This is a genomic window from Streptomyces sp. NPDC044106, assembly GCF_056433985.1.
This window is the reverse complement of record NZ_JBWKFZ010000011.1, coordinates 1-19116: the sequence shown is the minus strand read 5'-3', so window position 1 is coordinate 19116 and position 19116 is coordinate 1. Positions and strand designations below refer to the sequence as shown.

19 protein-coding genes are annotated in these 19116 nt (G+C 71.9%); 8 read left to right on the top strand and 11 right to left on the bottom strand.

Features of this window, described 5'->3' with window-relative positions; genetic code table 11:
* Positions 1 to 9: 9 nt before the first annotated feature.
* Positions 10 to 1179, bottom strand: a complete 1170-nt coding sequence (locus AC07DI_RS20825; protein ID WP_478905587.1) for a chymotrypsin family serine protease — start codon at positions 1177 to 1179, stop codon at positions 10 to 12.
* 65 nt (positions 1180 to 1244) lie between these two features.
* On the bottom strand, positions 1245 to 1484 hold the full coding sequence (locus tag AC07DI_RS20820) for a hypothetical protein (protein ID WP_478905586.1): 240 nt from the start codon (positions 1482 to 1484) through the stop codon (positions 1245 to 1247).
* Positions 1485 to 1768: 284 nt separating this feature from the next.
* On the opposite strand from AC07DI_RS20820, the gene AC07DI_RS20815 reads away from it, so the two are divergent.
* Positions 1769 to 3214, top strand: coding sequence for an alkaline phosphatase PhoX (locus AC07DI_RS20815; protein WP_478905584.1), 1446 nt, complete (start codon positions 1769 to 1771; stop codon positions 3212 to 3214).
* A 67-nt stretch (positions 3215 to 3281) separates the two neighbouring features.
* Here the strand turns inward: AC07DI_RS20815 and AC07DI_RS20810 are convergent, their stop codons facing one another.
* Positions 3282 to 4184 carry a serine/threonine-protein kinase gene (locus AC07DI_RS20810; RefSeq protein WP_478905582.1) on the bottom strand — a complete coding sequence of 301 codons (903 nt, stop codon included), beginning with the start codon at positions 4182 to 4184 and terminating at the stop codon, positions 3282 to 3284.
* A gap of 330 nt (positions 4185 to 4514) precedes the next feature.
* Between AC07DI_RS20810 and AC07DI_RS20805 the strand changes: the two genes are divergently transcribed.
* Positions 4515 to 4742, top strand: coding sequence for a CarD family transcriptional regulator (locus AC07DI_RS20805; RefSeq protein WP_055564387.1), 228 nt, complete (start codon positions 4515 to 4517; stop codon positions 4740 to 4742).
* 163 nt (positions 4743 to 4905) lie between these two features.
* Here the strand turns inward: AC07DI_RS20805 and AC07DI_RS20800 are convergent, their stop codons facing one another.
* From AC07DI_RS20800 to AC07DI_RS20770, 7 genes are all read right to left on the bottom strand, one after another.
* Complete coding sequence (locus AC07DI_RS20800) at positions 4906 to 6123, bottom strand: TerD family protein (protein WP_478905769.1); 1218 nt, start codon at positions 6121 to 6123, stop codon at positions 4906 to 4908.
* A gap of 66 nt (positions 6124 to 6189) precedes the next feature.
* A complete protein-coding gene (locus AC07DI_RS20795; protein WP_478905580.1) occupies positions 6190 to 7179 on the bottom strand; it encodes a zinc-dependent alcohol dehydrogenase family protein in 990 nt (329 codons plus the stop codon).
* Entirely contained in the window at positions 7176 to 8006 is an 831-nt protein-coding gene (locus AC07DI_RS20790) for a carbohydrate ABC transporter permease (protein ID WP_478905579.1), read from the bottom strand. The genes AC07DI_RS20795 and AC07DI_RS20790 overlap by 4 nt, the downstream gene beginning before the upstream one ends.
* Positions 8006 to 8968 (bottom strand): carbohydrate ABC transporter permease, encoded by a 963-nt coding sequence (locus AC07DI_RS20785; RefSeq protein WP_478905578.1) that lies wholly within the window; start codon positions 8966 to 8968, stop codon positions 8006 to 8008. The genes AC07DI_RS20790 and AC07DI_RS20785 overlap by 1 nt, the downstream gene beginning before the upstream one ends.
* A complete protein-coding gene (locus AC07DI_RS20780) occupies positions 8965 to 10332 on the bottom strand; it encodes an ABC transporter substrate-binding protein (RefSeq protein ID WP_478905576.1) in 1368 nt (455 codons plus the stop codon). Before AC07DI_RS20780 ends, AC07DI_RS20785 begins: the two co-directional genes overlap by 4 nt.
* A gap of 119 nt (positions 10333 to 10451) precedes the next feature.
* The gene (locus AC07DI_RS20775; protein WP_478905575.1) at positions 10452 to 11222 is read right to left on the bottom strand and encodes a DeoR/GlpR family DNA-binding transcription regulator; all 771 of its coding nucleotides are present in this window, start codon (positions 11220 to 11222) and stop codon (positions 10452 to 10454) included.
* Between the two features lie 207 nt (positions 11223 to 11429).
* Positions 11430 to 12239 carry an NAD-dependent epimerase/dehydratase family protein gene (locus tag AC07DI_RS20770; protein ID WP_478905574.1) on the bottom strand — a complete coding sequence of 270 codons (810 nt, stop codon included), beginning with the start codon at positions 12237 to 12239 and terminating at the stop codon, positions 11430 to 11432.
* A 268-nt stretch (positions 12240 to 12507) separates the two neighbouring features.
* Between AC07DI_RS20770 and AC07DI_RS20765 the strand changes: the two genes are divergently transcribed.
* Complete coding sequence (locus AC07DI_RS20765; RefSeq protein WP_478905573.1) at positions 12508 to 13473, top strand: 5-dehydro-4-deoxyglucarate dehydratase; 966 nt, start codon at positions 12508 to 12510, stop codon at positions 13471 to 13473.
* Positions 13470 to 14669, top strand: a complete 1200-nt coding sequence (locus tag AC07DI_RS20760; protein WP_478905571.1) for a hypothetical protein — start codon at positions 13470 to 13472, stop codon at positions 14667 to 14669. The genes AC07DI_RS20765 and AC07DI_RS20760 overlap by 4 nt, the downstream gene beginning before the upstream one ends.
* A gap of 90 nt (positions 14670 to 14759) precedes the next feature.
* Here the strand turns inward: AC07DI_RS20760 and AC07DI_RS20755 are convergent, their stop codons facing one another.
* Complete coding sequence (locus tag AC07DI_RS20755) at positions 14760 to 15968, bottom strand: MFS transporter (RefSeq protein WP_478905570.1); 1209 nt, start codon at positions 15966 to 15968, stop codon at positions 14760 to 14762.
* A gap of 250 nt (positions 15969 to 16218) precedes the next feature.
* On the opposite strand from AC07DI_RS20755, the gene AC07DI_RS20750 reads away from it, so the two are divergent.
* The 4 genes from AC07DI_RS20750 to AC07DI_RS20735 all read left to right on the top strand — a co-directional run bounded on the left by AC07DI_RS20750 (position 16219) and on the right by AC07DI_RS20735 (position 19016).
* Entirely contained in the window at positions 16219 to 17010 is a 792-nt protein-coding gene (locus AC07DI_RS20750; protein WP_478905569.1) for an HAD family acid phosphatase, read from the top strand.
* A gap of 146 nt (positions 17011 to 17156) precedes the next feature.
* Positions 17157 to 17912, top strand: a complete 756-nt coding sequence (locus AC07DI_RS20745; RefSeq protein WP_478905567.1) for a CPBP family intramembrane glutamic endopeptidase — start codon at positions 17157 to 17159, stop codon at positions 17910 to 17912.
* Between the two features lies 1 nt (position 17913).
* Positions 17914 to 18255, top strand: a complete 342-nt coding sequence (locus AC07DI_RS20740) for a PadR family transcriptional regulator (RefSeq protein WP_384263944.1) — start codon at positions 17914 to 17916, stop codon at positions 18253 to 18255.
* Complete coding sequence (locus AC07DI_RS20735) at positions 18252 to 19016, top strand: hypothetical protein (protein WP_478905566.1); 765 nt, start codon at positions 18252 to 18254, stop codon at positions 19014 to 19016. The genes AC07DI_RS20740 and AC07DI_RS20735 overlap by 4 nt, the downstream gene beginning before the upstream one ends.
* The last annotated feature ends 100 nt before the right edge of the window (positions 19017 to 19116 follow it).

Sequence of the window (19116 nt, the reverse complement as noted above, 5' to 3'; positions counted from 1 at the left end):
TCCTGACCGTCAGGCCAGCAGCTCGGCGATCTCCACACGCAGCAGCGCGCGGACGTTCTCGATGTGGTTGACGATGGTCGCGACGGAGGAACCGGCGAAGAGCAGGCCCACCGCGACGTCGTCCTGCGAGGTGACCAGCGAACCGGAGTCGCCGCCCGCCGAGATGTTCGTCGTGATGATCTGGTCCTTGAACCGGGCCGTGCCCGCCGTGCCGTAGTTCACGTCGACGGTCGCGTCGACGGCGATGATCCGGCCGAAGCTGATGTTCGTCGTCCTGCCGGTCTTCTTCACCAGGTCGCCGACGGCCACGTTGGCCTTGCGCCGCCAGGCGCGCGGGGCGCCGCTGAAGTACTGCTCACGCGTCGCGTCCTGGAACTCGACCGCGCCGAGCGCCGCGTCCACGACGTTGTTGTGCCGCTCCAGCGGGATCTGCGGGGCGAACTGGATCGTGATGAAGCGCTCCAGGGTCGCGATGCGGTCCGCCGGGTCCTGCCCGCCGTCGAAGACGCCGGGCTGCACGATGGCGCTGCCAAGCTGCGCCCGGTTGGAGTCGGCGAGCACGTGGTTGTTGGAGAGGACGTAGAACTTCGCCGGGGTGCCGAGGCCGGAGCCCGGCGGGTCGACGGAGGCGCCGGGCAGGAAGTCGTAGACCACGCTGCCGAGCGTGCCCGCGGTCACCCGGACGTTGCCGACCGAGAAGCCGGAGGGGCAGGGGCGCATCCGGCGCTTGAGGAGCTGCGGCTCGTACATGGTGTGCCCGGCGTACTCCTCGAGCTGTGGCTGCCCGAGGCCCGAGAGGTGCTCGCCGATGCCGGTGTCGGAGTCGTACGCCCCCGGGGAGCGGTCCTCGGCCCGGCGGCCCCCCGGCCTGCTCTGCCTGCTGCGCTGCGCCGCGATGTGGCCCACCGCGACGATGTCGGTCGGGGTGCCGTCGTCCATCTGGCGCGGGACGACGTCCCGCTCCGGGAGCATGGATTCCGGGACCTTCTGGGTGACGAACACGATGACGGCGGGCTCGCCGGTGGGCTCTCCGCCGCTCCACTTCACACCGTGGCCGAAGCCGACGACGTTGGCCAGCGGCTGCTGGGGCCGCAGGAAGTCGGACATCGCCTGCTGGCGGGAGCTGTCGCTCAGCTGACCGCCGGTGGGTCCTCGCATCAGTTCGGGCTGGCTGACCACGCCAGACCACCTCTTCCCCTGGAACAAGGGTGGGGCTCCGGCACCGCGCGCGGGCGTCGCTCTCGCTACGACCCGCCGTCCTGTGCGTCGACTTCACCGATGGTGAGTACGCGTACGGGGACGCCGTCGAGCGTGTCCGGAACCACGTCTTCGTCACGGAGACGGTCACGGGGCACTCGGTGGGTGACAAAGACGACGATCACGTCCTGACCCGAGTGCTCATCCCTCCCGGTGCCGACTCCGGTGACATTGGCCAGCCGCATCAGCCGGCCCTCATGGAGGCTGCGTGCCTGCTGTGCGTCCACTCGGCTCGCCTCCCCACGCGGTGGTGCGTGTGCACGTACGTGCTGTCTATTGCCGTGGGCATCGCGGGTCAAGGTGTCCCGCGCTGATTCTTCGCGCCGGGCCGCCTCCCACAGGCGGATTCGGAAAGCGGGCCCCTCGCTGTCGGACAGCGTTCAGCCCGTGTTCAGGCGCGGGCGGGACGGTGGCGCCGACAGCGGCCCGGCCGTCCGCTGCCGCCCGCGCGACTCCAGACGTACCTGCCCACGCGCCCATACGTACCCGTCCACGCGCCCCAGGAGAAACCATGTCGCTCACCCGCAGGGATTTCGCCAGACGCTCCGCGCTCACCGGTGCGGGGGTCGCCCTGACCGGCAGTGTCGCCGCGCTCGCCACCGCGCCCGGCGCCCTGGCCGCCACGGAGACCGAGGAGCCGGAGAGCGCCCGGGGCCACGGCCACCACGGCCCCGGCTACGGGCCCCTCCTGCCCGACCCCGACGGGCTCCTCGCGCTGCCCGCCGGGTTCACCTACCGCGTCCTCACCCACAGCGGCAGGACCAAGCTGGAGAGCGGTGAGTTCACGCCGTCCAACCATGACGGCACCGCCGCCTTCCGCGGCCCCCGCGGCACCACGCTCCTCGTCAACAACCACGAGCTGGGCGGCCCCCGCAGCAAGTGGGAGCACCCCGTACCGCTCGCCGAGGGCCTCGTCTACGACCCGGCCGCGGCCGGCGGCTGCACGGTCGTCGAGGTCGGCTCCGACGGGCACGTCGCCGAGTGGGTCGGCATCGCGGGCACCGCCACCAACTGCGCGGGCGGCGCCACTCCGTGGGGCACCTGGCTCACCTGCGAGGAGACCGAGGACCGGGCGGGCCGCAACGGCATGACCAAGGACCACGGCTACGTCTTCGAGGTCGACCCCCTGGACAGGCGGGCCAACCGCGCCCCCAAGCCCGTCAGGGCGCTCGGCCGCTACGCCCACGAGGCCGTCGTCGTCGACCCCAAGCGCGGCCACCTTTACCTCACCGAGGACGCCTCAGGGCCGAACGGCCTCCTCTACCGCTGGACCCCGCCGCAGGGCTTCACCCACGGACGCGGCAGACTGCGCACCCTCGCCGACGACGCGGGTGTCCTGAAGGCGCCCAGGTGCTACGACTCCGGCGGCCGCTTCGTCGACGACCTGTCCCGCGCCACGAGGACCGGCACGGTGTACGGCGTCGACTGGGTCGAGGTCCCCGACCGCGACGCCAGGACCGTGCCCGTGCGCCAGCAGTTCGACGACGGCGACATCACGCGCGCCCGCAAGCTCGAAGGCATGTGGTGGGCCGACGGCGGCGCCTACATCGTCTCGTCCTTCGCCCGCGCCGAGAGCCCCGTCCCGCACGACGGACAGGTGTGGTTCTACCACCCCGGCCGCCGCACCCTGACGCTGAAGGTACTCCTCGGCGTCAACCCGGAGCCGGGCAAGGACGGCGCGTTCGACGGCCCCGACAACATCACCGTCTCGCCGCACGGCGGACTCGTCATCGCGGAGGACGGCGACGGCGTCCAGCACCTGTTCGGCGCGACGGAGAGCGGCCGCACGTACCCGATCGCGCGCAACGAACTCAACGCGGGGACAGTGGAGGAGCCCGCGTACAGCGAGTTCACCGGCGTCACGTTCTCGCCCGACGGCAGGACGCTCTACGCCAACATCCAGACGCCCGGCATCATGCTCGCGATCACCGGACCGTGGCGGCGCCGACGGCGCTGACCGGCACTCCTGCGTCCCCGGGCCCGAGGCGGGCGCCGGGGCGCAGGCAAGGGTGCAAAGACAGGCTTCAAGACCCTCCGGTCCCGGCCTGCCCCAACATCTCGGCGAGCTTCCCCTCCTGACGGCGGATCAGCCCCGCGACCGGCTCCTGCGCCCACCACGGAGGGACCGCCGCCTGCCCGGCGCACCGGCCGAGCACCTCCGCGACCGGTGGCCGCGCCGCGGGGTCACGGGCCAGGCAGCGGCCGAGAAAGTGCCGCCACTCCGGGTCCGGCACGCCGAGCAGGTCGGGGTCCTCGTGCAGCGTGCGGTGCAGGACCTCGGGGGCGCGTCCGGAACCGAAGGGGCCCTGCCCGGTCGCCGCCACCACGAGGACGGCGCCGAGCGCGAACACGTCGGAGGCGGGCCCCGGCCGGGCGCCCCGCGCCAGCTGCTCGGGGGCGAGGAAACCGGGCGATCCGACCATGCCGCCGTCGGCCGCGGGGCTTCCGTCGGCCGGGAGGCCCCCGGCGACCGTGCTCTTGGCGATGCCGAAGCCGATGAGCCGCGGGCCGTGCCGCGTGATGACGACGTTGGACGGCTTCACGTCGCGGTGCGTGAGGCCCGCCGCGTGCACCGACGCCAGGGCTCCGGCGAGCGTGGCGCCCAGCGCGGCCAGCTCGGCGGAACCGAGTGGCCCGTACGTGGCCACCGCCTTCGGGAGGCTGGGGCCCGCGCAGAACTCGACGGCCAGCCAGGGCGGTTCGCCGTCCGGGTCGGCGCCGACCACGGCAGCCGCGCAGGGCCCGGTGACGGTCCGCGCGGCGAGCGCCTCGCGGCGGAAGCGCTCGCGGAACGCCGGATCGGCGGCGAGGGGCCCGTCGACCGTCTTGACGGCCACCGGCCGCCCCCACGCGGACCGCGCCAAGTGGACGCGGCCCGTCTCGCCCTCGCCGAGCAACGCGACGATCCGGTACCCGGCGACCTCCACGGGCTCTCTCCTTCCAGCGGCCCCGAGGGCCCTCGGGACTGCAGGACATGTCGACGCTCTGTGCGACGCCTGGGAGGCATCGTACGGTTGCGTACGCCGGGAGACCGGCGGCCGTATCCCCCCTCCGTCCGGCGCCCGCGGCAAGGGCCTCTCGATCACCGCTGGTGGCCGAAAGGCAGCGTGCTGACACCCTGTCCCTCGTTCGGGTCGTCTCCGCAGCGTGATCGGGGCGTGACAGACCGTGGCTTGTGTGTCTGTTCCATACCGATGTGAGGGCAGTGTGAGCACGGAATATGGTGCCGCGGCCACTCGGGGGCCCATACTGCGAATATGACGAGGCCCCCCGGCTCGCGCCGCCACCTGCCGAACAGTCCCTTCAACGTGCCCGCTCCGCCCGCGCCACCCGTGGAGCACTTCGAGGTGGGCGACAGGGTCTCCCACGACCAGTACGGCCTGGGAAGGATCGTGGGCGTCGAGGGCGAGGACGCGGTGGTCATCGACTTCGCGGGCCGCCAGGGACGGTTCCTGAGCCCCTACCCGAAGCTGGCCAAACTCTGACCCGGAAGCCGGCCGAACTCTGACCCGGAAGACGATCCGGTACGTCCGACCCGGACGGCGAACCGATACGAGTGAGGGGCGGCGGACCGCACATGCGGTCCGCCGCCCCTCACTCGCGTCCGCGAGGCCCTTCACGGGGCCTTACGCGGCCTTTGCAGGGGCCCTACAGGGCCTGCGCCGCCGGCTTCACCATGCCGCGCACCGTGCGGGACTTCACGAACTGCCCCATCGCGGTCATTTCCCACTCGCCCGTGAACTGCTTGATCAGCTTCGCCATCATGACGCCCGTCTGCGCCTCGGCGTTGGTCAGGTCGAAACGGACGAGCTCCTCGCCCGACGCCGCGTCGATCAGACGGCAGTAGGCCTTGGCGACCTCGGTGAACTTCTGCCCCGAGAACGAGTTCACCGTGAAGACCAGGCCCGTGACGTCCTGCGGGAGACGGCCGAGGTCGACGACGATCACCTCGTCGTCACCGCCGCCCTCGCCCGTGAGGTTGTCGCCGGAGTGCTTGATCGCGCCGTTCACGATCGAGAGCTTGCCGAAGTAGCAGCTGTCGACGTGGTTGCGCTGCGGGCCGTACGCGATGACGGAGGCGTCCAGGTCGATGTCCTTGCCGCGGAACGCGGGCTCCCAGCCGAGGCCCATCTTGACCTGCGAGAGCAGCGGGCGGCCGCCCTTGACCAGGGACACCGTCTGGTTCTTCTGCAGGTTGACCCGGCCCTTGTCCAGGTTGATCTTCCCGGCGCCGGGCGCGGGTGCGGCGGGCGGCGGGGGAGCGGCCGGGGCGGGCGCCGAGAGGCGCGGGTCGGCGGCCGGCGGGGGCGGACCCTGCACGGGCGGCCCAGCGGGCGGCGCCATGGGGGCGGCGGCCGGCGGAGCCGGGGCGGGCTCCTCCACCGAGACGCCGAAGTCCGTGGCGATGCCCGCGAGGCCGTTGGAGTACCCCTGGCCGACCGCGCGGGCCTTCCACGCGCCGTTGCGCAGGTAGATCTCGACGATCACCAGGGCTGTCTCGGCACCGAGCTTCGGGGGCGTGAAGGTGGCGAGGACCGAGCCGTCGTCGGCGTTGCGGATCGTGGCGGTGGGCTCGATGCCCTGGAAGGTCTGGCCCGCCGCGTCCGGGCTCGCGGTCACGACGATCTTCTCGATGCCGGGCGGCACGGATGCGGTGTCGACGGTGATCTTGTCGGGGGTCGTGCCGCCGCCCGACTGGTAGGTCACGCCGGGCCCGGCGGGCTGGTTGAAGAAGATGAAGTCGTCGTCGGAGCGCACCTTGCCGTCGGCGGTGAGCAGCAGGCCCGATACGTCGAGCCGCACCGGAGCGGCGACGTCCACCGCCACGCGGGCGGCGGTCAGCGGGATGTTCGAGCCGGGGGTCATAGCTGTCATGCCGGGGTAACGAACGATCCCGCTTTGCCGTTCCCTTACCCGGCGAAGGTTTTTGGATCACGGCACCACCACGATCTTCCGCCCGAGCCCGGCGGCGAACCGGTCGAGCGCCCCCGGGTACTCCGTGAGCGGCAGCCGGTCGCTGATGAACACGTCGGGGTCGAGCACGCCGCCCGCGAACAGCTCGGCCGCCCGCTCGTAGCTGTGCAGGACCGCCATCGAACCGGTGATGGTGATCTCCTGGTTGTAGATGCGGTACGGGTCGATGTTCACGCGCGTGGCGTAGTCGGCCACACCGAACTGCAGGAACGTGCCCGCCTTGGCCACTCGTTCGAGCCCGTCCTGGATCGCGGCCGCGTTGCCGGTCGCGTCGACGACGACGTCCCAGCCCTGCGGACGCTCCAGTTCGTCCGCGCTCGCCGCCGACCCCGAGACGCCGAGGCGCCGCGCGGTGGCGAGCCGGTCCGCGTTCAGGTCGACGACGTCCACGCTCGCCGCGCCGGTGCGCTTGGCGAGCTCCAGCATCATCAGGCCCATCGTCCCCGAGCCGTAGATCAGTACGTGCGAACCGAGCCGGGCGCGCAGCACGTCGTAGCCGCGCACCGCGCAGGACAGCGGCTCGATCAGGGCGGCGTCCTCGGTGCGTACGTGGTCGGGCAGGCGTACGCAGTTCGCGGCGGGCGCCACCGCGTACTGGGCGGCGCCGCCCGCCGTGGTCACCCCGATCGCGGCCCACCGCTCGCAGAGGTTGCCCCGCCCGTCCCGGCAGTAGCGGCACTCGTGGCAGTGCAGTGAGGGGTCGACGGCGACCCGGTCGCCGACGGCGAGCGTGCGCACCTCGCTGCCGAGGGCGACGACCTCGCCGGCGAACTCGTGCCCCGGCACGACCGGCAGGGTCGGCGCGAACTCGCCCTGGAGGATGTGCAGATCGGTCCCGCACAGTCCGCACGCGGCGACCTCGACGACGACGTCACGGGGGCCGGGAGCGGGGTCGGGCACCTCCCCGACCACGGCCTTGCCGACGGACTCGATGATGGCGGCCTTCACTTGACGGCTCCCAACGACAGGCCCTGGACCAGCTTGTCCTGGGCGGCGAACCCCGCGGCGAGCACCGGCAGGGAGATCATGAGCGACGCGGCGCACACCTTTGCGAGGAACAGGCCCTGGCTGGTGATGAAGCCGGTCAGGAAGACGGGCGCGGTCTGGGCGACGACGCCAGTGAGCACCCGGGCGAAGAGCAGTTCGTTCCAGCTGAAGATGAAGCAGATCAGCGAGGTCGCGGCGATGCCCGGCAGCGCGATGGGCGCCACCACGCGCGTGAGGATCGTCGGCAGCCGCGCCCCGTCGATCTGTGCGGCCTCGATGACCGGCTTCGGCACCTCGGCGAGGAACGACTGCATCATCCACACGGCGATCGGCAGGTTCATCGAGGTGTAGAGCAGGACGAGCAGCCAGATGTTGTCCAGCAGGCCGGTGTTCTTGGCGAAGAGGTAGATCGGCAGGAGGCCCGCCACGACCGGCAGCATCTTCGTGGACAGGAAGAAGAAGAGCACGTCCGTCCACTTCTTCACGGGCCGGATCGACAACGCGTAAGCGGCGGGCAGCGCCAGGACGAGGACGCACAGGGTCGAGACGAGGGAGGCCACCGTCGAGTTGATGAGCGAGGGCCAGGGGCTCGCGCCGCCGCCCGCGCCGAAGAAGTCGCGGTAGCCGTCGAGGGTGAGCGAGGCGGCGAGCGAGGGCGGGTTGGTCGCCGCGTCCTCCTCCGAGTGGAAGGAGGTCAGCGCCATCCAGGCGATGGGCAGGAAGAACAGGATGCCGGCGAGCCAGGCGGTGAGCCCCAGGCCGATTCCCTTGCCGCGTACGTTGCTCATCAGCGGGACGCCTCCTCACGGAACAGGGACGAGACGACCCGCAGCGCGAAGGTCGCGATGACGAGGGAGCCGATGACGACCAGGACGCCCGCCGCCGAGGCCAGACCGTTCTCGTGGGCCTGGTAGAAGCTCTGGTACACGGTGTAGGGCAGATTGGCGGTGCCGAGGCCGCCCGAGGTGATGGTGAAGACTGCGTCGAAGTTCTGCACGATGTAGATCGAGCCGAGCAGCGCGCCCAGTTCGAGGTAGCGGCGCAGGTGGGGCAGTGTCAGATGGCGGAAGACCTGCCAGTTGCCCGCGCCGTCCATGCGGGCCGCCTCGATCAGTTCGGGGTCGCGGCTCTGCAGCCCCGCGAGCAGGATCAGCATCATGAAGGGCGTCCACTGCCACACCAGGGAGGCCTCCACGGCGAGCAGCGGGGTGTTGGAGATCCAGTCGGGCTGCGCCGCGGAGTCCCCGCCGGCCCAGTGAAGCAGGCCGTTGAAGAGCCCGTACTCGGGGTTGTAGAGCACGTGCTTCCACAGCAGCGCGGCGGCCACGGGGACCAGCAGGAACGGCGCGATGAGCAGGGTGCGCACCAGCCCGCGTCCCTTGAACCTCCGGTTCAGGAGCAGCGCGAGAGCGAGCCCCGCGACCAGGCTGGCGAGCACCACGGAGGCGGTCAGAAGGATCGTGGTCAGTACGGACTTGCGCAGGTCGGGGTCGGTGAGGACCTCGTGGTAGTTGGCGAACCCGGTGAAGCTGCGGGCGTCCGGGTAGAGGGCGTTCCAGTCGAAGAAGGAGATCACCAGGGTCGCTACGAACGGCAGTTGGGTCACGGCGATCATGAAGACGAGGGCGGGCAGCAGGGGTGCCCTGGTGGCCCAGGCGCGCAGCCGTCCCGGTGGCCCCGGTGTCTTCGTGGTCCTCGCGCCGGGCACGCGCGCGTGGCCGACGGTGGTGGTGCTCGCGGTGGTGGTCATCGTCCCTCGTACTCCTCGGAGATCTTCTCGGCGAGCTCCTGCGAGTTCTTCAGGGCCGATTCGACGGATACGCGTCCGGCGATGGCCGCGCTGATCTCCTGGGAGACCTTGGTGCCGAGGTCGGTGAACTCGGGGATGCCGACGAACTGGATGCCGGGGGCCGGGCGGGGCTGCACGCCCGGGTCGCGGGGCCTCGCACCCTCGATGGCGGCGCGGGTGACGTCCTGGAAGGCGGCGGCCTCCTCGCGGTAGGCGGGGTTCGCGTAGGTCGAGGCGCGTTTGCCCGCGGGCACGTTGGACCAGCCGATCTTCTCGCCGACGAGCTTCTCGTACTCCTTGCCGGACGCCCAGGAGATGAACTTCCAGGCCTTGTCGGGGTTGTGCGAGGCCTTCTGCATGCCCCAGGCCCAGGTGTAGAGCCATCCTGAGCTCTTGGTCCGCGCCACCGGTGCGGGCACGTAGCCGATCTTTCCCTTCACGGGGGACTTGGCGGACTCAAGGGAGCCCGCGGCGGCCGTCGCGTCGTACCACATGGCGGTCTTGCCCTGGGTGAGGTTGTTGAGGCACTCGGCGTAGCCGGACTGCGCGGCGCCGGACTCGCCGTGCTCGCGGACGAGGTCCACGTAGAAGCGGGTCGCCTTCTCGAACTCGGGGGAGTCCAGGCGGGCCTTCCAGTCCTTGTCGAACCACGTGCCTCCGAAGGTGTTGACCACGGTCGTCAGGGGCGCCATCACCTCGCCCCAGCCGGGCAGCCCGCGCAGGCAGATGCCCTTCATCCCCGGCTCCTCACCGTCCACACGGGCGGCGAGTTCCGCCACCTGCCGCCAGGTGGGGTGCTCGGGCATGGTCAGACCGGCCTTCTCGAAGACGTCCTTGCGGTACATCAGGAAGGACGACTCCCCGTAGAAGGGCTGCCCGTAGAGCTTGCCGTCACTGCCGGTGAGGGACTGGCGCATGGGCGCGAGGATGTCCTTCTCGTCGTACGCCCGGTCCTTTCGCGCGTACGAACCGACCTCGTGCAGCCAGCCGTTCCTGGCGTAGATCGGTATCTCGTAGTTGCTGAGCGTCGCGACGTCGTACTGGCCGGCCTGGTTGGCGAAATCCTGGCTGATCTTGTCGCGGACGTCGTTCTCCGGCAGGACGGTGAAGTTCACCTTGATGCCCGTCTCCATGGTGAAGTGGGCGGCGGTGAGCTTCTGCAACTCCACCATCTGCGGGTTGTTCACCATGAGGACGTTGATGGAGTCGCCGCCTGAACCGGACCCGCCGGCACCGGCCCAGCAGCCGGCGAGCAGCGGGGCGAGCAGCGCCCCTGCGGTGGCCGCGACGAGCGTGCGCGGCCTCCGTCGGCTCGGGGTTCGCATGAATCGCTCCTGAACATAGAGGGGCATAACGGGTGATGAGGGGCGCGCCGGGGCGTGCGGGGGCCCGTGGGGGGTGCGGAGAGGAGAGGCGGGAGGGGGCAGGGGGAGGGGACAGGGCGTCAGGTGCGGATGACCTGCGGGCCCAGGAGCGAGTAGCGGTGCGCCTCGGACGCGGGCAGGCGGCTGCTCGTGACGATCGTGTCCAGGTCGCCGACCCCCGCGAACCGGCAGAAGCTCGTCGCCCCGAACTTGGTGTGCACACCCAGGAACACGGTCCGCCGCGACGCCCTGATGGCCTGCGCCTTCACCTCGCTGACCGCCGGGTCGGGCGTCGTCAGGCCGTGTTCGCGGGAGATGCCGTTGGCGCCGATGTACGCCAGGTCGATGACGAAACCGGCCAGCATGCGGGTCGTCCAGTGGTCGACGGTGGCGAGTGTCCCGGGGCGCACCCGGCCGCCGAGCAGCAGGACGGTGATGTTCTCGGCCTCGGCGAGGATGCCCGCGGTGGCGAGCGAGGCGGTGACCACCGTCAGCGGCCTGCCCGCCGCGGCCCCGGGCAGGGCCTCGGCGATCAGCTGCGGGGTGAAGCCCTCGTCGACGAAGACCGTCTCGGCGTCGCCGAGCAGCTCCGTCGCGGCCGCCGCGATGCGCCGCTTCTCCGGGACGTGCATGGTCGTGCGGAAGGCGAGGGTGGTCTCGAAGCCCGCGCTCTCCACGGGGTAGGCGCCGCCGTGGGTGCGGCGGACCAGGCCGTGGTCCTCCAGGGCCCGCAGGTCGCGGCGGACGGTCTCCTTCGCGACACCGAGCTCCCCGGCGAGCGCCGTCACGTCGACGGAGCCGGAGTGGCGGGCCGCGTTGACGATCCGCCGCTGACGTTCCTCCGCGGTCATCGGCGCCACCTTCTTCCCCCTGGGTGCGGTCGGTGCCCGTTCGGGCCCTGTGGGGGAAGTTCTACAGCGCGGGCCGGGGCGTGACCAGGCTCGCAGCGGGCGTGATGCTGCCCGCTTGTGCCCGCTCGGCGGGGCGACGGCCTGTGCGGCGGTCCTGACGCGTGCCCGTTTGCGCGGGTTGGGCCGCCCGTTCGGTGCCCGAATGGTTCAGTACGGCCACACCGGCGGGTTCGTGCAGAAGTGGCCGCCCACGTGCGCGTGGTCCGGATTCGCCGGGTCAAGGTCGCCCTGCTCGGCGATCAGCTGCCGCGCGAACCGCTCGGAATCGTCGCGCGGTTCGTAGCCCAGCGCCCGCGCGGAGCCGAGGTCCCACCACAGCCGGGTGTTGGCGGACGAGCCGTACACCACGGTGTGCCCCACGTCCTCGGCGGTGAGCGCCGCGTGGAAGAGCCGCGCGCCGTCCTCGGGGCTCATCCAGACCGACAGCATCCGCACGCTCGACGGCTCGGGGAAGCAGGACCCGATGCGGACCGAGACGGTCTCGATGCCGTGCTTGTCGAAGTAGAGCTGGGCGAGGTCCTCGCCGAAGGACTTCGACAGGCCGTAGAAGGTGTCGGGGCGGCGCGGGGTGTCGGCCGGGATCAGCGGTTCTTCGCTCCGCGGGCGCGGGGTGAAGCCGATCGCGTGGTTGGAGGAGGCGAAGACGATCCGCCGCACGCCCTCCTCGCGGGCCGCCTCGTAGAGGTTGTACGTCCCCTCGATGTTGGCCTTGAGGATCTTGTCGAAGGTGGACTCCAGGGAGATGCCCGCGAGATGGAGGATCGCGTCCACCCCGCGCACGGCCTCGCGCAGCGCCGCCCGGTCGGTGAGGTCGGCCGTGCCTGCGTCCGGCTCGTCGTCCATGGGGCGTACGTCGAGCGGGCGCAGGTCGTAGCCGTACGCGGGCAGGAGGGCGCGCATCAGGGTGCCGATGCCGCCTGCGGCGCCGGTGAGCAGGACGGTGCGGGGAGCGGGCATGGCGGGGTCTCCTCGTGCGGCCGTAAGCAATCGCGTATGCATCCACGTACAGAATTCACATCCATGGACACGCTAAGGATCTCCGTCATGCCGCGTCAAGACTCCGGCGAGGTGTCGGGTGCGGCTCCGGAGGTGCCAACTCCGCTCCGGGCCGGGCGGTTCGCGCGCTTGACCCCGCGCGAGCGGGCGCCTTAGCGTGACCATGTTCAGGGATATGGACATGAATCATAAACATGCACGTCTTGGCGTGCGCGCCCAGGGAGAGCCCGTGACCTCAGCCCCCCTCGCTTCCCGACTCCGCGTCCCCAGCGGGCCGCTGTTCTTCCCGGTCACCGCGTTCGGTCCGGACGGCGCTGTCGACCTGGACACCTTCCGCACCCATGTGCGCGCCGGCGTCGAGGCGGGCGCGGCGGCCGTCTTCGCCTGCTGCGGCACGGGTGAGTTCCACGCCCTGACCCCCGAGGAGTTCCAGGAGTGCGTCGCCGCGGCCGTCGAGGGGACGGCGGGGCGCGTCCCGGTGGTCGCGGGCGCCGGGTACGGCACCGCGCTCGCCGTGCGGTACGCGCGCCTCGCCGAGCAGGCCGGTGCCGACGGCCTGCTCGCCATGCCGCCCTACCTGGTCGTCGCCGGGCAGGAGGGGCTGCTGCGGCACTACACCGAGCTGGCCGCAGCCACCTCCCTGGACGTCATCGTCTACCAGCGCGACAACGCCGTCCTCACCCCGGAGACGGTCGTCGAACTGGCCCGCACGGAAGGCGTCATCGGCTTCAAGGACGGCCTCGGCGACATGGACCTGATGCAGCGCACCGTCAGCGCCGTGCGCAGCGAAGTGCCGGGCGACTTCCTGTACTTCAACGGCCTGCCGACCGCGGAACTGACCGGGCTCGCCTACCGCGGCATCGGGGTGAGCCTCTACTCCTCGGCGGTCTTCTGCTTCGCCCCCGACATCGCCCTCGCCTTCCACCGCGCGTTCAACGCCGGTACGCCGGAGGGCGACGCCACCGTGAACCGCCTCGTCGACGGCTTCTACCGGCCCTTCGTGGAGCTGCGCGCCCTCGGCCGGGGGTACGCGGTCTCCCTCGTCAAGGCGGGCGTGCGGCTCGGCGGCCTGGACGTCGGCCCCGTGCGACCGCCGCTGCACGAGCCCGCCGACGACCACGTGAAGCGGCTGGCCGAACTCGTCGAGCGCGGCCGGGAACTGATCGGCGGCGCGCACCCGGGAGCGGGCGCGTGAAGGCCGCCGCGTTCCTCTACCCCTGGGACGTCATCGGCGACCCCGACGCCCCCGCCCGCCTGACCGCCCTCGGCATCCGGCAGGTGACCCTCGCCTCCGCCTACCACTCCACTCGCGCCCTGACCCCGCGCCACCCACGCCACCGCGTCGTCACCGCCGCGCACGCGGCCGTCCTCTACCCGCCGGGCGATCGGTGGCAGGGCCGCGAACCGCGCCCGTACGCCGCCGGAAAGTGGGCGCCGGGCGACGCCTACGGAGAGGCGGCGCGGGCGCTCACCGACGCCGGGATCGACGTACACAGCTGGGTCGTCCTCGCCCACAACTCCCGGATGGGGGAGGAGCATCCGGCGACCTCCGTGGTGAACGCCTACGGGGACCGCTACCCCTGGGCGCCCTGCATCGCGCAAGCCGCCACGCGCGCGTACCTGGTCGATCTGGCCGCCGAAGCCGCCGTGCGCCCCGGCACGTCCGGCACCGAACTGGAGTCCTGCGGCTGGTACGGCCTCGCGCACCTGCACGCCCACGACAAGACCGCGGGCGTCCCCCTCGGCGAGGCCGGGCAGTACCTGATGTCGCTCTGCTTCTGCTCCTCCTGCCGTGATGGGTACGCCGGGCAGGGCCACGACCCCGAGGAGCTGGCGGCCGCTGTCCGCCGCGCCCTGGAACCCCTGTGGCGCGGCGCCGGTAGCACGGGGGAGGAGGAAGGCGAGGGCGGCGGCTGGCCGGCCGTCGAGAAGCTGATCGGCGTGGACAGGGCGGCGGCCACGCGCGCGTGGCGCGAGGAAACCGCCCGTACCCTCCAGGAGGCCGCCGTGGGCGCGGTCCGCGCGGCGGCGGTCACGGCGGGCCGGACCGGTTTCCACGTATTGCTCCACGCCGACCCGGTGACGTACCACTGCGGCGCCGACGCGGGCACCGACCCGGCGCACATCCTCACCGTGGCCGACGGGGTGGTGGTGCCCTGCACGGGCGGCCCGCGCCTGCTGACGCCGTTCGCCGCGCGGGCCGGGGACGGCACGGTCCTGGCCGCCAACCTCACCGTGGTGAGCGGCATGGGCGGCAGCCCCGGCACGCTCGCCGCCGACGCCGCGCGGGCCGCGGAGCTCGGCGCCACCGAACTCCGGCTCTACCACGCGGGCCTGGCGTCGGACGGCGACCTCGCGCTCGTCAAGGAGGCCCTGTCGCGCACGGAGTGATCGCCGATACGGTCCGCGGGACCACGACCACGCACGGCGCCTCGATCGCCGGGCTCCCCGCGGCCGAGCAGGCGAAGGCCGTCGCCACCGTCAAGCGCTGGGCGAACGTGAAGCAGCCCGCTTGCGGGGCCGCCTCAGCAGGGGCGCGGCGATCAGCAGCCGTGCCCCCGCGAGCACCGTCAGCAGCACGCGGTAGTCGACGCTCTCCACGAGGGCCGCGCCCGCCGCGATGCCGATCGCCGTCGGGGTGAACATCAGGGTGCCGGCCGTCGCCGCCACCCGGCCGACGAGCGCGTCCGGCGTCTCGCGCTGGACCGCGGTCAGACCGGCGATCAGTACGCAGGGCAGTCCGATGCCGTTCGTGAGGCTGCCCAGGAGGGCGGCGGCGTCGTACGGCACTGCGCTGAGCAGCAGGGACGCGGCGGTCAGCGCGATGCCCGCGCCGGCGAAACGGCGCGCTCCGAAGCGCCGCATCAGCGCCCCCGACGCCACACCCACCGCCACGGACCCGGCGCCCTGCGCGACGTACAGCACGCCCGTGTACGAGGGCGGGCGGCCGAGCCCCTCGACGATCGCGAAGACCGTCGCGCCGCTGATCCCCGAGCTCAGCATGGTCAGGCCGCCCGCCACCACGAGGGGCCGCAGCCGCTCGTGGCCCCACAGGTGGCGCGTGCCTTCCGCGGTCCGTGCCCGCAGCGACGCGCGGTCGGGCACCGGCGCGCTCTCCCGCACTCGCAGCAGCGCGAACATCCCCGCCGCGAGCACGAACGTCACCGCGTCAAGGAGCGCCACCCGGGCGCCTCCGTAGGCGGCGAACAGGCCCGCGCCGGCGAGCGGGGCCACCAGCTTCATGCCCTCGTTCGCGGACATTCGCAGGCCGTTGAAGTCGCCGAGCAGTTCCTTGTCGACGGCCGCCGCGACCAGGGCGGCCTCCGCCGCGTCCGTGACGACGCCGCACGCCCCGTACAGCACGAGGACGGCGAAGAGGATCCACAGCCGGCCCGCCGTGTCGACGGCGAACAGGGACAGGAGCAGCGCGCCGAGCGCGAGGTTGGCGGCCACGAGGAGCGGTCTGCGGCGCGTGCGGTCGGCGAGCGTGCCGAGCAGGGGGCCGACGAGGGTGGGCGCCCACAGGGCGAACTGGCAGAGCGCGGCGAGGCCGTCGGACCCGGTCAGCTCCTTCACCCAGATCCCCGACGCCAGCCACAGCGCGGAGGTCCCGAAGCCGGAGACGACCACGGCCCCCAGATACAGCCCGGCGTTCCGGTCCCGGAGGACCCGCCCGATCGTCGATGTCATGCCTGGTGATGGTGGCGCCTAAGGCCCCCGCGGCGGTATCGGCCGCTTTCCCTACGGGGGCTGCGATGAGTACACGGCGCGCGGCCTGTCTACAGGGAGAGGTACCGAGACAGCCGCCTTAGAGCCTGTGTCCTGTCCGCCCGCTCAGGTATGGATCAGGTAAAGGGTCATCCCGCCCCCTCCCCACGCCCGGGTTGATGCGCGTAGACAGTCCTTGACCTGCCCGAACCCTGATGCGGAGACGCAACACATGCGCAAGTCCCTACGCGTGGCCGGCCTGGCCACCGCCTGCACCGTCGCCGGAGCCGCCCTCTACGCCACCGGCGCCGCCGGCGCGGATCAGGCCGAGGCGCGCCCCACGAAGGAGCCCCACAACATCGGCCTCCTCGTCGGCGAGATCGACGCCTACTACGGCGCCGCCAAGGGCGCCGACGGCGTGTGGAAGTCCTCCCCCGACAGCCCGTACGCCAAGGACCTGGCCCGCATCCAGGTCAGGGCGAAGAAGGACATCAAGAAGGCCGCGCACCACGCCCGGCACGGCAGGAAGCCTGCGATCGTCCTCGACGTCGACGACACCGCGCTGCTCAGCTTCGACTACGAGAAGTCGACCAACTTCACGTACAACGACGCCAGTTGGAACGCCTACGTCAAGGAGGCCAAGCGCCCCGCCGTCTTCGGCATGCCGGAGCTGGTGAAGTACGCCAAGCGCAAGGGCGTCGAGGTCTTCTTCCTCACCGGCCTCGCCGAGCCGCTGCGCGAGGGCGCTGTCACCAACCTCGCCAGGGCGGGCTACGACACGGCGCTCGACCGTACGCACGTCTTCACCAAGGACAAGGCGAACCCGCCCGCGTACCTCAAGAACTGCGCGACGGCCGACGCCTGGAAGTGCACCACCGTCCAGTTCAAGGAAGGCACTCGCAAGCACATCGAGTCGACCGGCTACAACATCGTCGCCAGCTTCGGCGACCAGACGTCCGACCTCGCGGGCGGGTACGCCGACAAGACGTACAAGCTTCCGAACCCGACGTACTACGTGGGCTGAGCCAGTAGCGCGCGGGTGTGGCGGTCACGCACCCCTGAAACGCCGGGCCCCGGGGACACGCGTCCCCGGGGCCCGGCGTCTATAGGTTGTATTCCTGACTAGGTCGCTATACGGTCTAGGTAGCTCAAACGCACAAGGAGGGCTCCATGACCATCTCGCCCGACTTCTCCGTCGCATCGACGGCCGTCACCGCCACGCTCGCCGCCTACCTGCTGTTCGCCGAACCCTTCACCGGCCGCCGGATGTACCGCTCGCTGGCCCGCCGCAGGGACACCGAACCCGGCGCCCTCGTCCGCTACTTCGGCCTGCTGCTCGCCCTCTCGTGGGCCCTCGCCGCCCTCGCCGTGGCGGCGCTGCTGCTCTCGCCCGGCACGGAAGCCGCCGACCTCGGCCTGGCCCTCCCGGAGCGGCCCATCTACGCCGTCGCCGGGATCCTCCTCTGCACGGCGATCGCCGTGGCCTCCGGACGGAACTTCCACGACCTCGCCGAGCGCGGCAGGAACGTGCCGGGACTCACCGCCATCGAGGCGATGCTCCCGCGCACCACCGAGGAGCGCAGGCTCGCCGTCGCCGTCGCCGTGAGCGACGGCCTCTGCGCCGAACTGGTCTACCGCGGCCTCCTCATCGCCTTCGGCGTCGGCGCGCTCGGCCTCAACCTCTATGCGGCGGCGGCCCTCTCGGTCCTCGTCTACGCGGTCGCCGGCCTCTACCAGGGCCGCCAGGGGATCCTCGTCTTCGCCCTCTTCGGCGCCGTGTTCACCGGCCTCTACCTCGCCACGGGCAGCCTGCTGCTCCCCGTCGCCGTGCACATCGTCCTCTCGGTACGCGACCTGACGCTCCCGGCGCCGGACAAGCCGCGCGCCGCCCACACCGCCCGGCCCACCGCCCGAAAGGCAGAGTGAAGTGACCGACCGCCGCGCCAGCTGGTTCAAGGGCGTACTCGACCTCCTCGTGCTCGCCGCCCTCACCGACGGTGAGAGCTACGGCTACGAGATCGCCAAACTGCTCGGTGCCGCGGGCTTCGGGCAGATCAAGGGCGGCACCCTCTACCCGGTGCTGAACCGCCTTGAGGAGGCGGGCCTGGTCTCCGCGGAGTTCCGCGCGACCGAGAAGGGGCCCGGCCGCCGCTACTACCGGCTCACCGACGCCGGCCGCGACACCCTCGGCGAACAGGGCGGCCTCTGGCTCGCCTTCGACGGATCCGTACGCGAAGTCCTCGCGAAGGCAGGAGTGACCCCTCGATGAACACCACGGAAGACATGAACACGCGCCACCGGCAGGACGGTTACCTCATCGGCCTCGCCGAGCGGCTGCGGGCGCACGGCCTGCCCGCCGACCGCGTCGAGGCGACCGTCGCGGACCTGGCCGCGCACCTGGAGGAGTCCGGCGCGAAGGACGCAGAGGCCGAGTTCGGGCCCGCCGAGGAGTTCGCCGCACAGCTGGTGCCCGCCACGGGGGAGTGGGCACCGCAGGCGCCGGAGGAGCGGGTGGAGACCTGGCGCTGGACCGCCGACACCTACGTCGACGAGGAGCTCCTGAACCGCTTCGGCGACGAGGGCTGGGAGGTCGAGCGGGTCGACGCCGTCGGCCGCTTCGTCAGCCGCCGCGACATGGCGCAGCCGCAGCGCTGGGAGTACCGGCGCGAACTGATCACCCGCGGTCGCGAGGGCCTGGACGAGCGGCTCGCCCCGGACGGCTGGGAGGCGTGCGGGACCTGGCTGATCTACGCCTGGTTCAAGCGGCCGAGGGCGGCGAGCCTCGGGCCCGCGGCCCGGGTGGAGTCCCCGCCACCGGTGCCGGAGCGGTCCAGCTTCTTCAGCGGACAGTTCTACGCGCTGCTGACCGTGCTCGCCGTCGCGGTGCTGGCCGGCGGAATCTCGATGACCACCCGCGACGGCGACGTCGGCTCGGGGATCGGCTTCGTGGGAGGACTGCTCGCCGGCGCCGGGGCGGTCGCGGCGGTGGTCTGGGCCCTGCGGACGTGGCAGGAACGCCACCGCTCCTGAGACCTGTCAGAGCCTGTCTTTGAACCCCCGTCGTCCGCGCGAAGCGCGGGCGCAGCGGTGGATTGGGGCCTCCCCTGCTCGAGCGGAGCCGAGAGCTTGG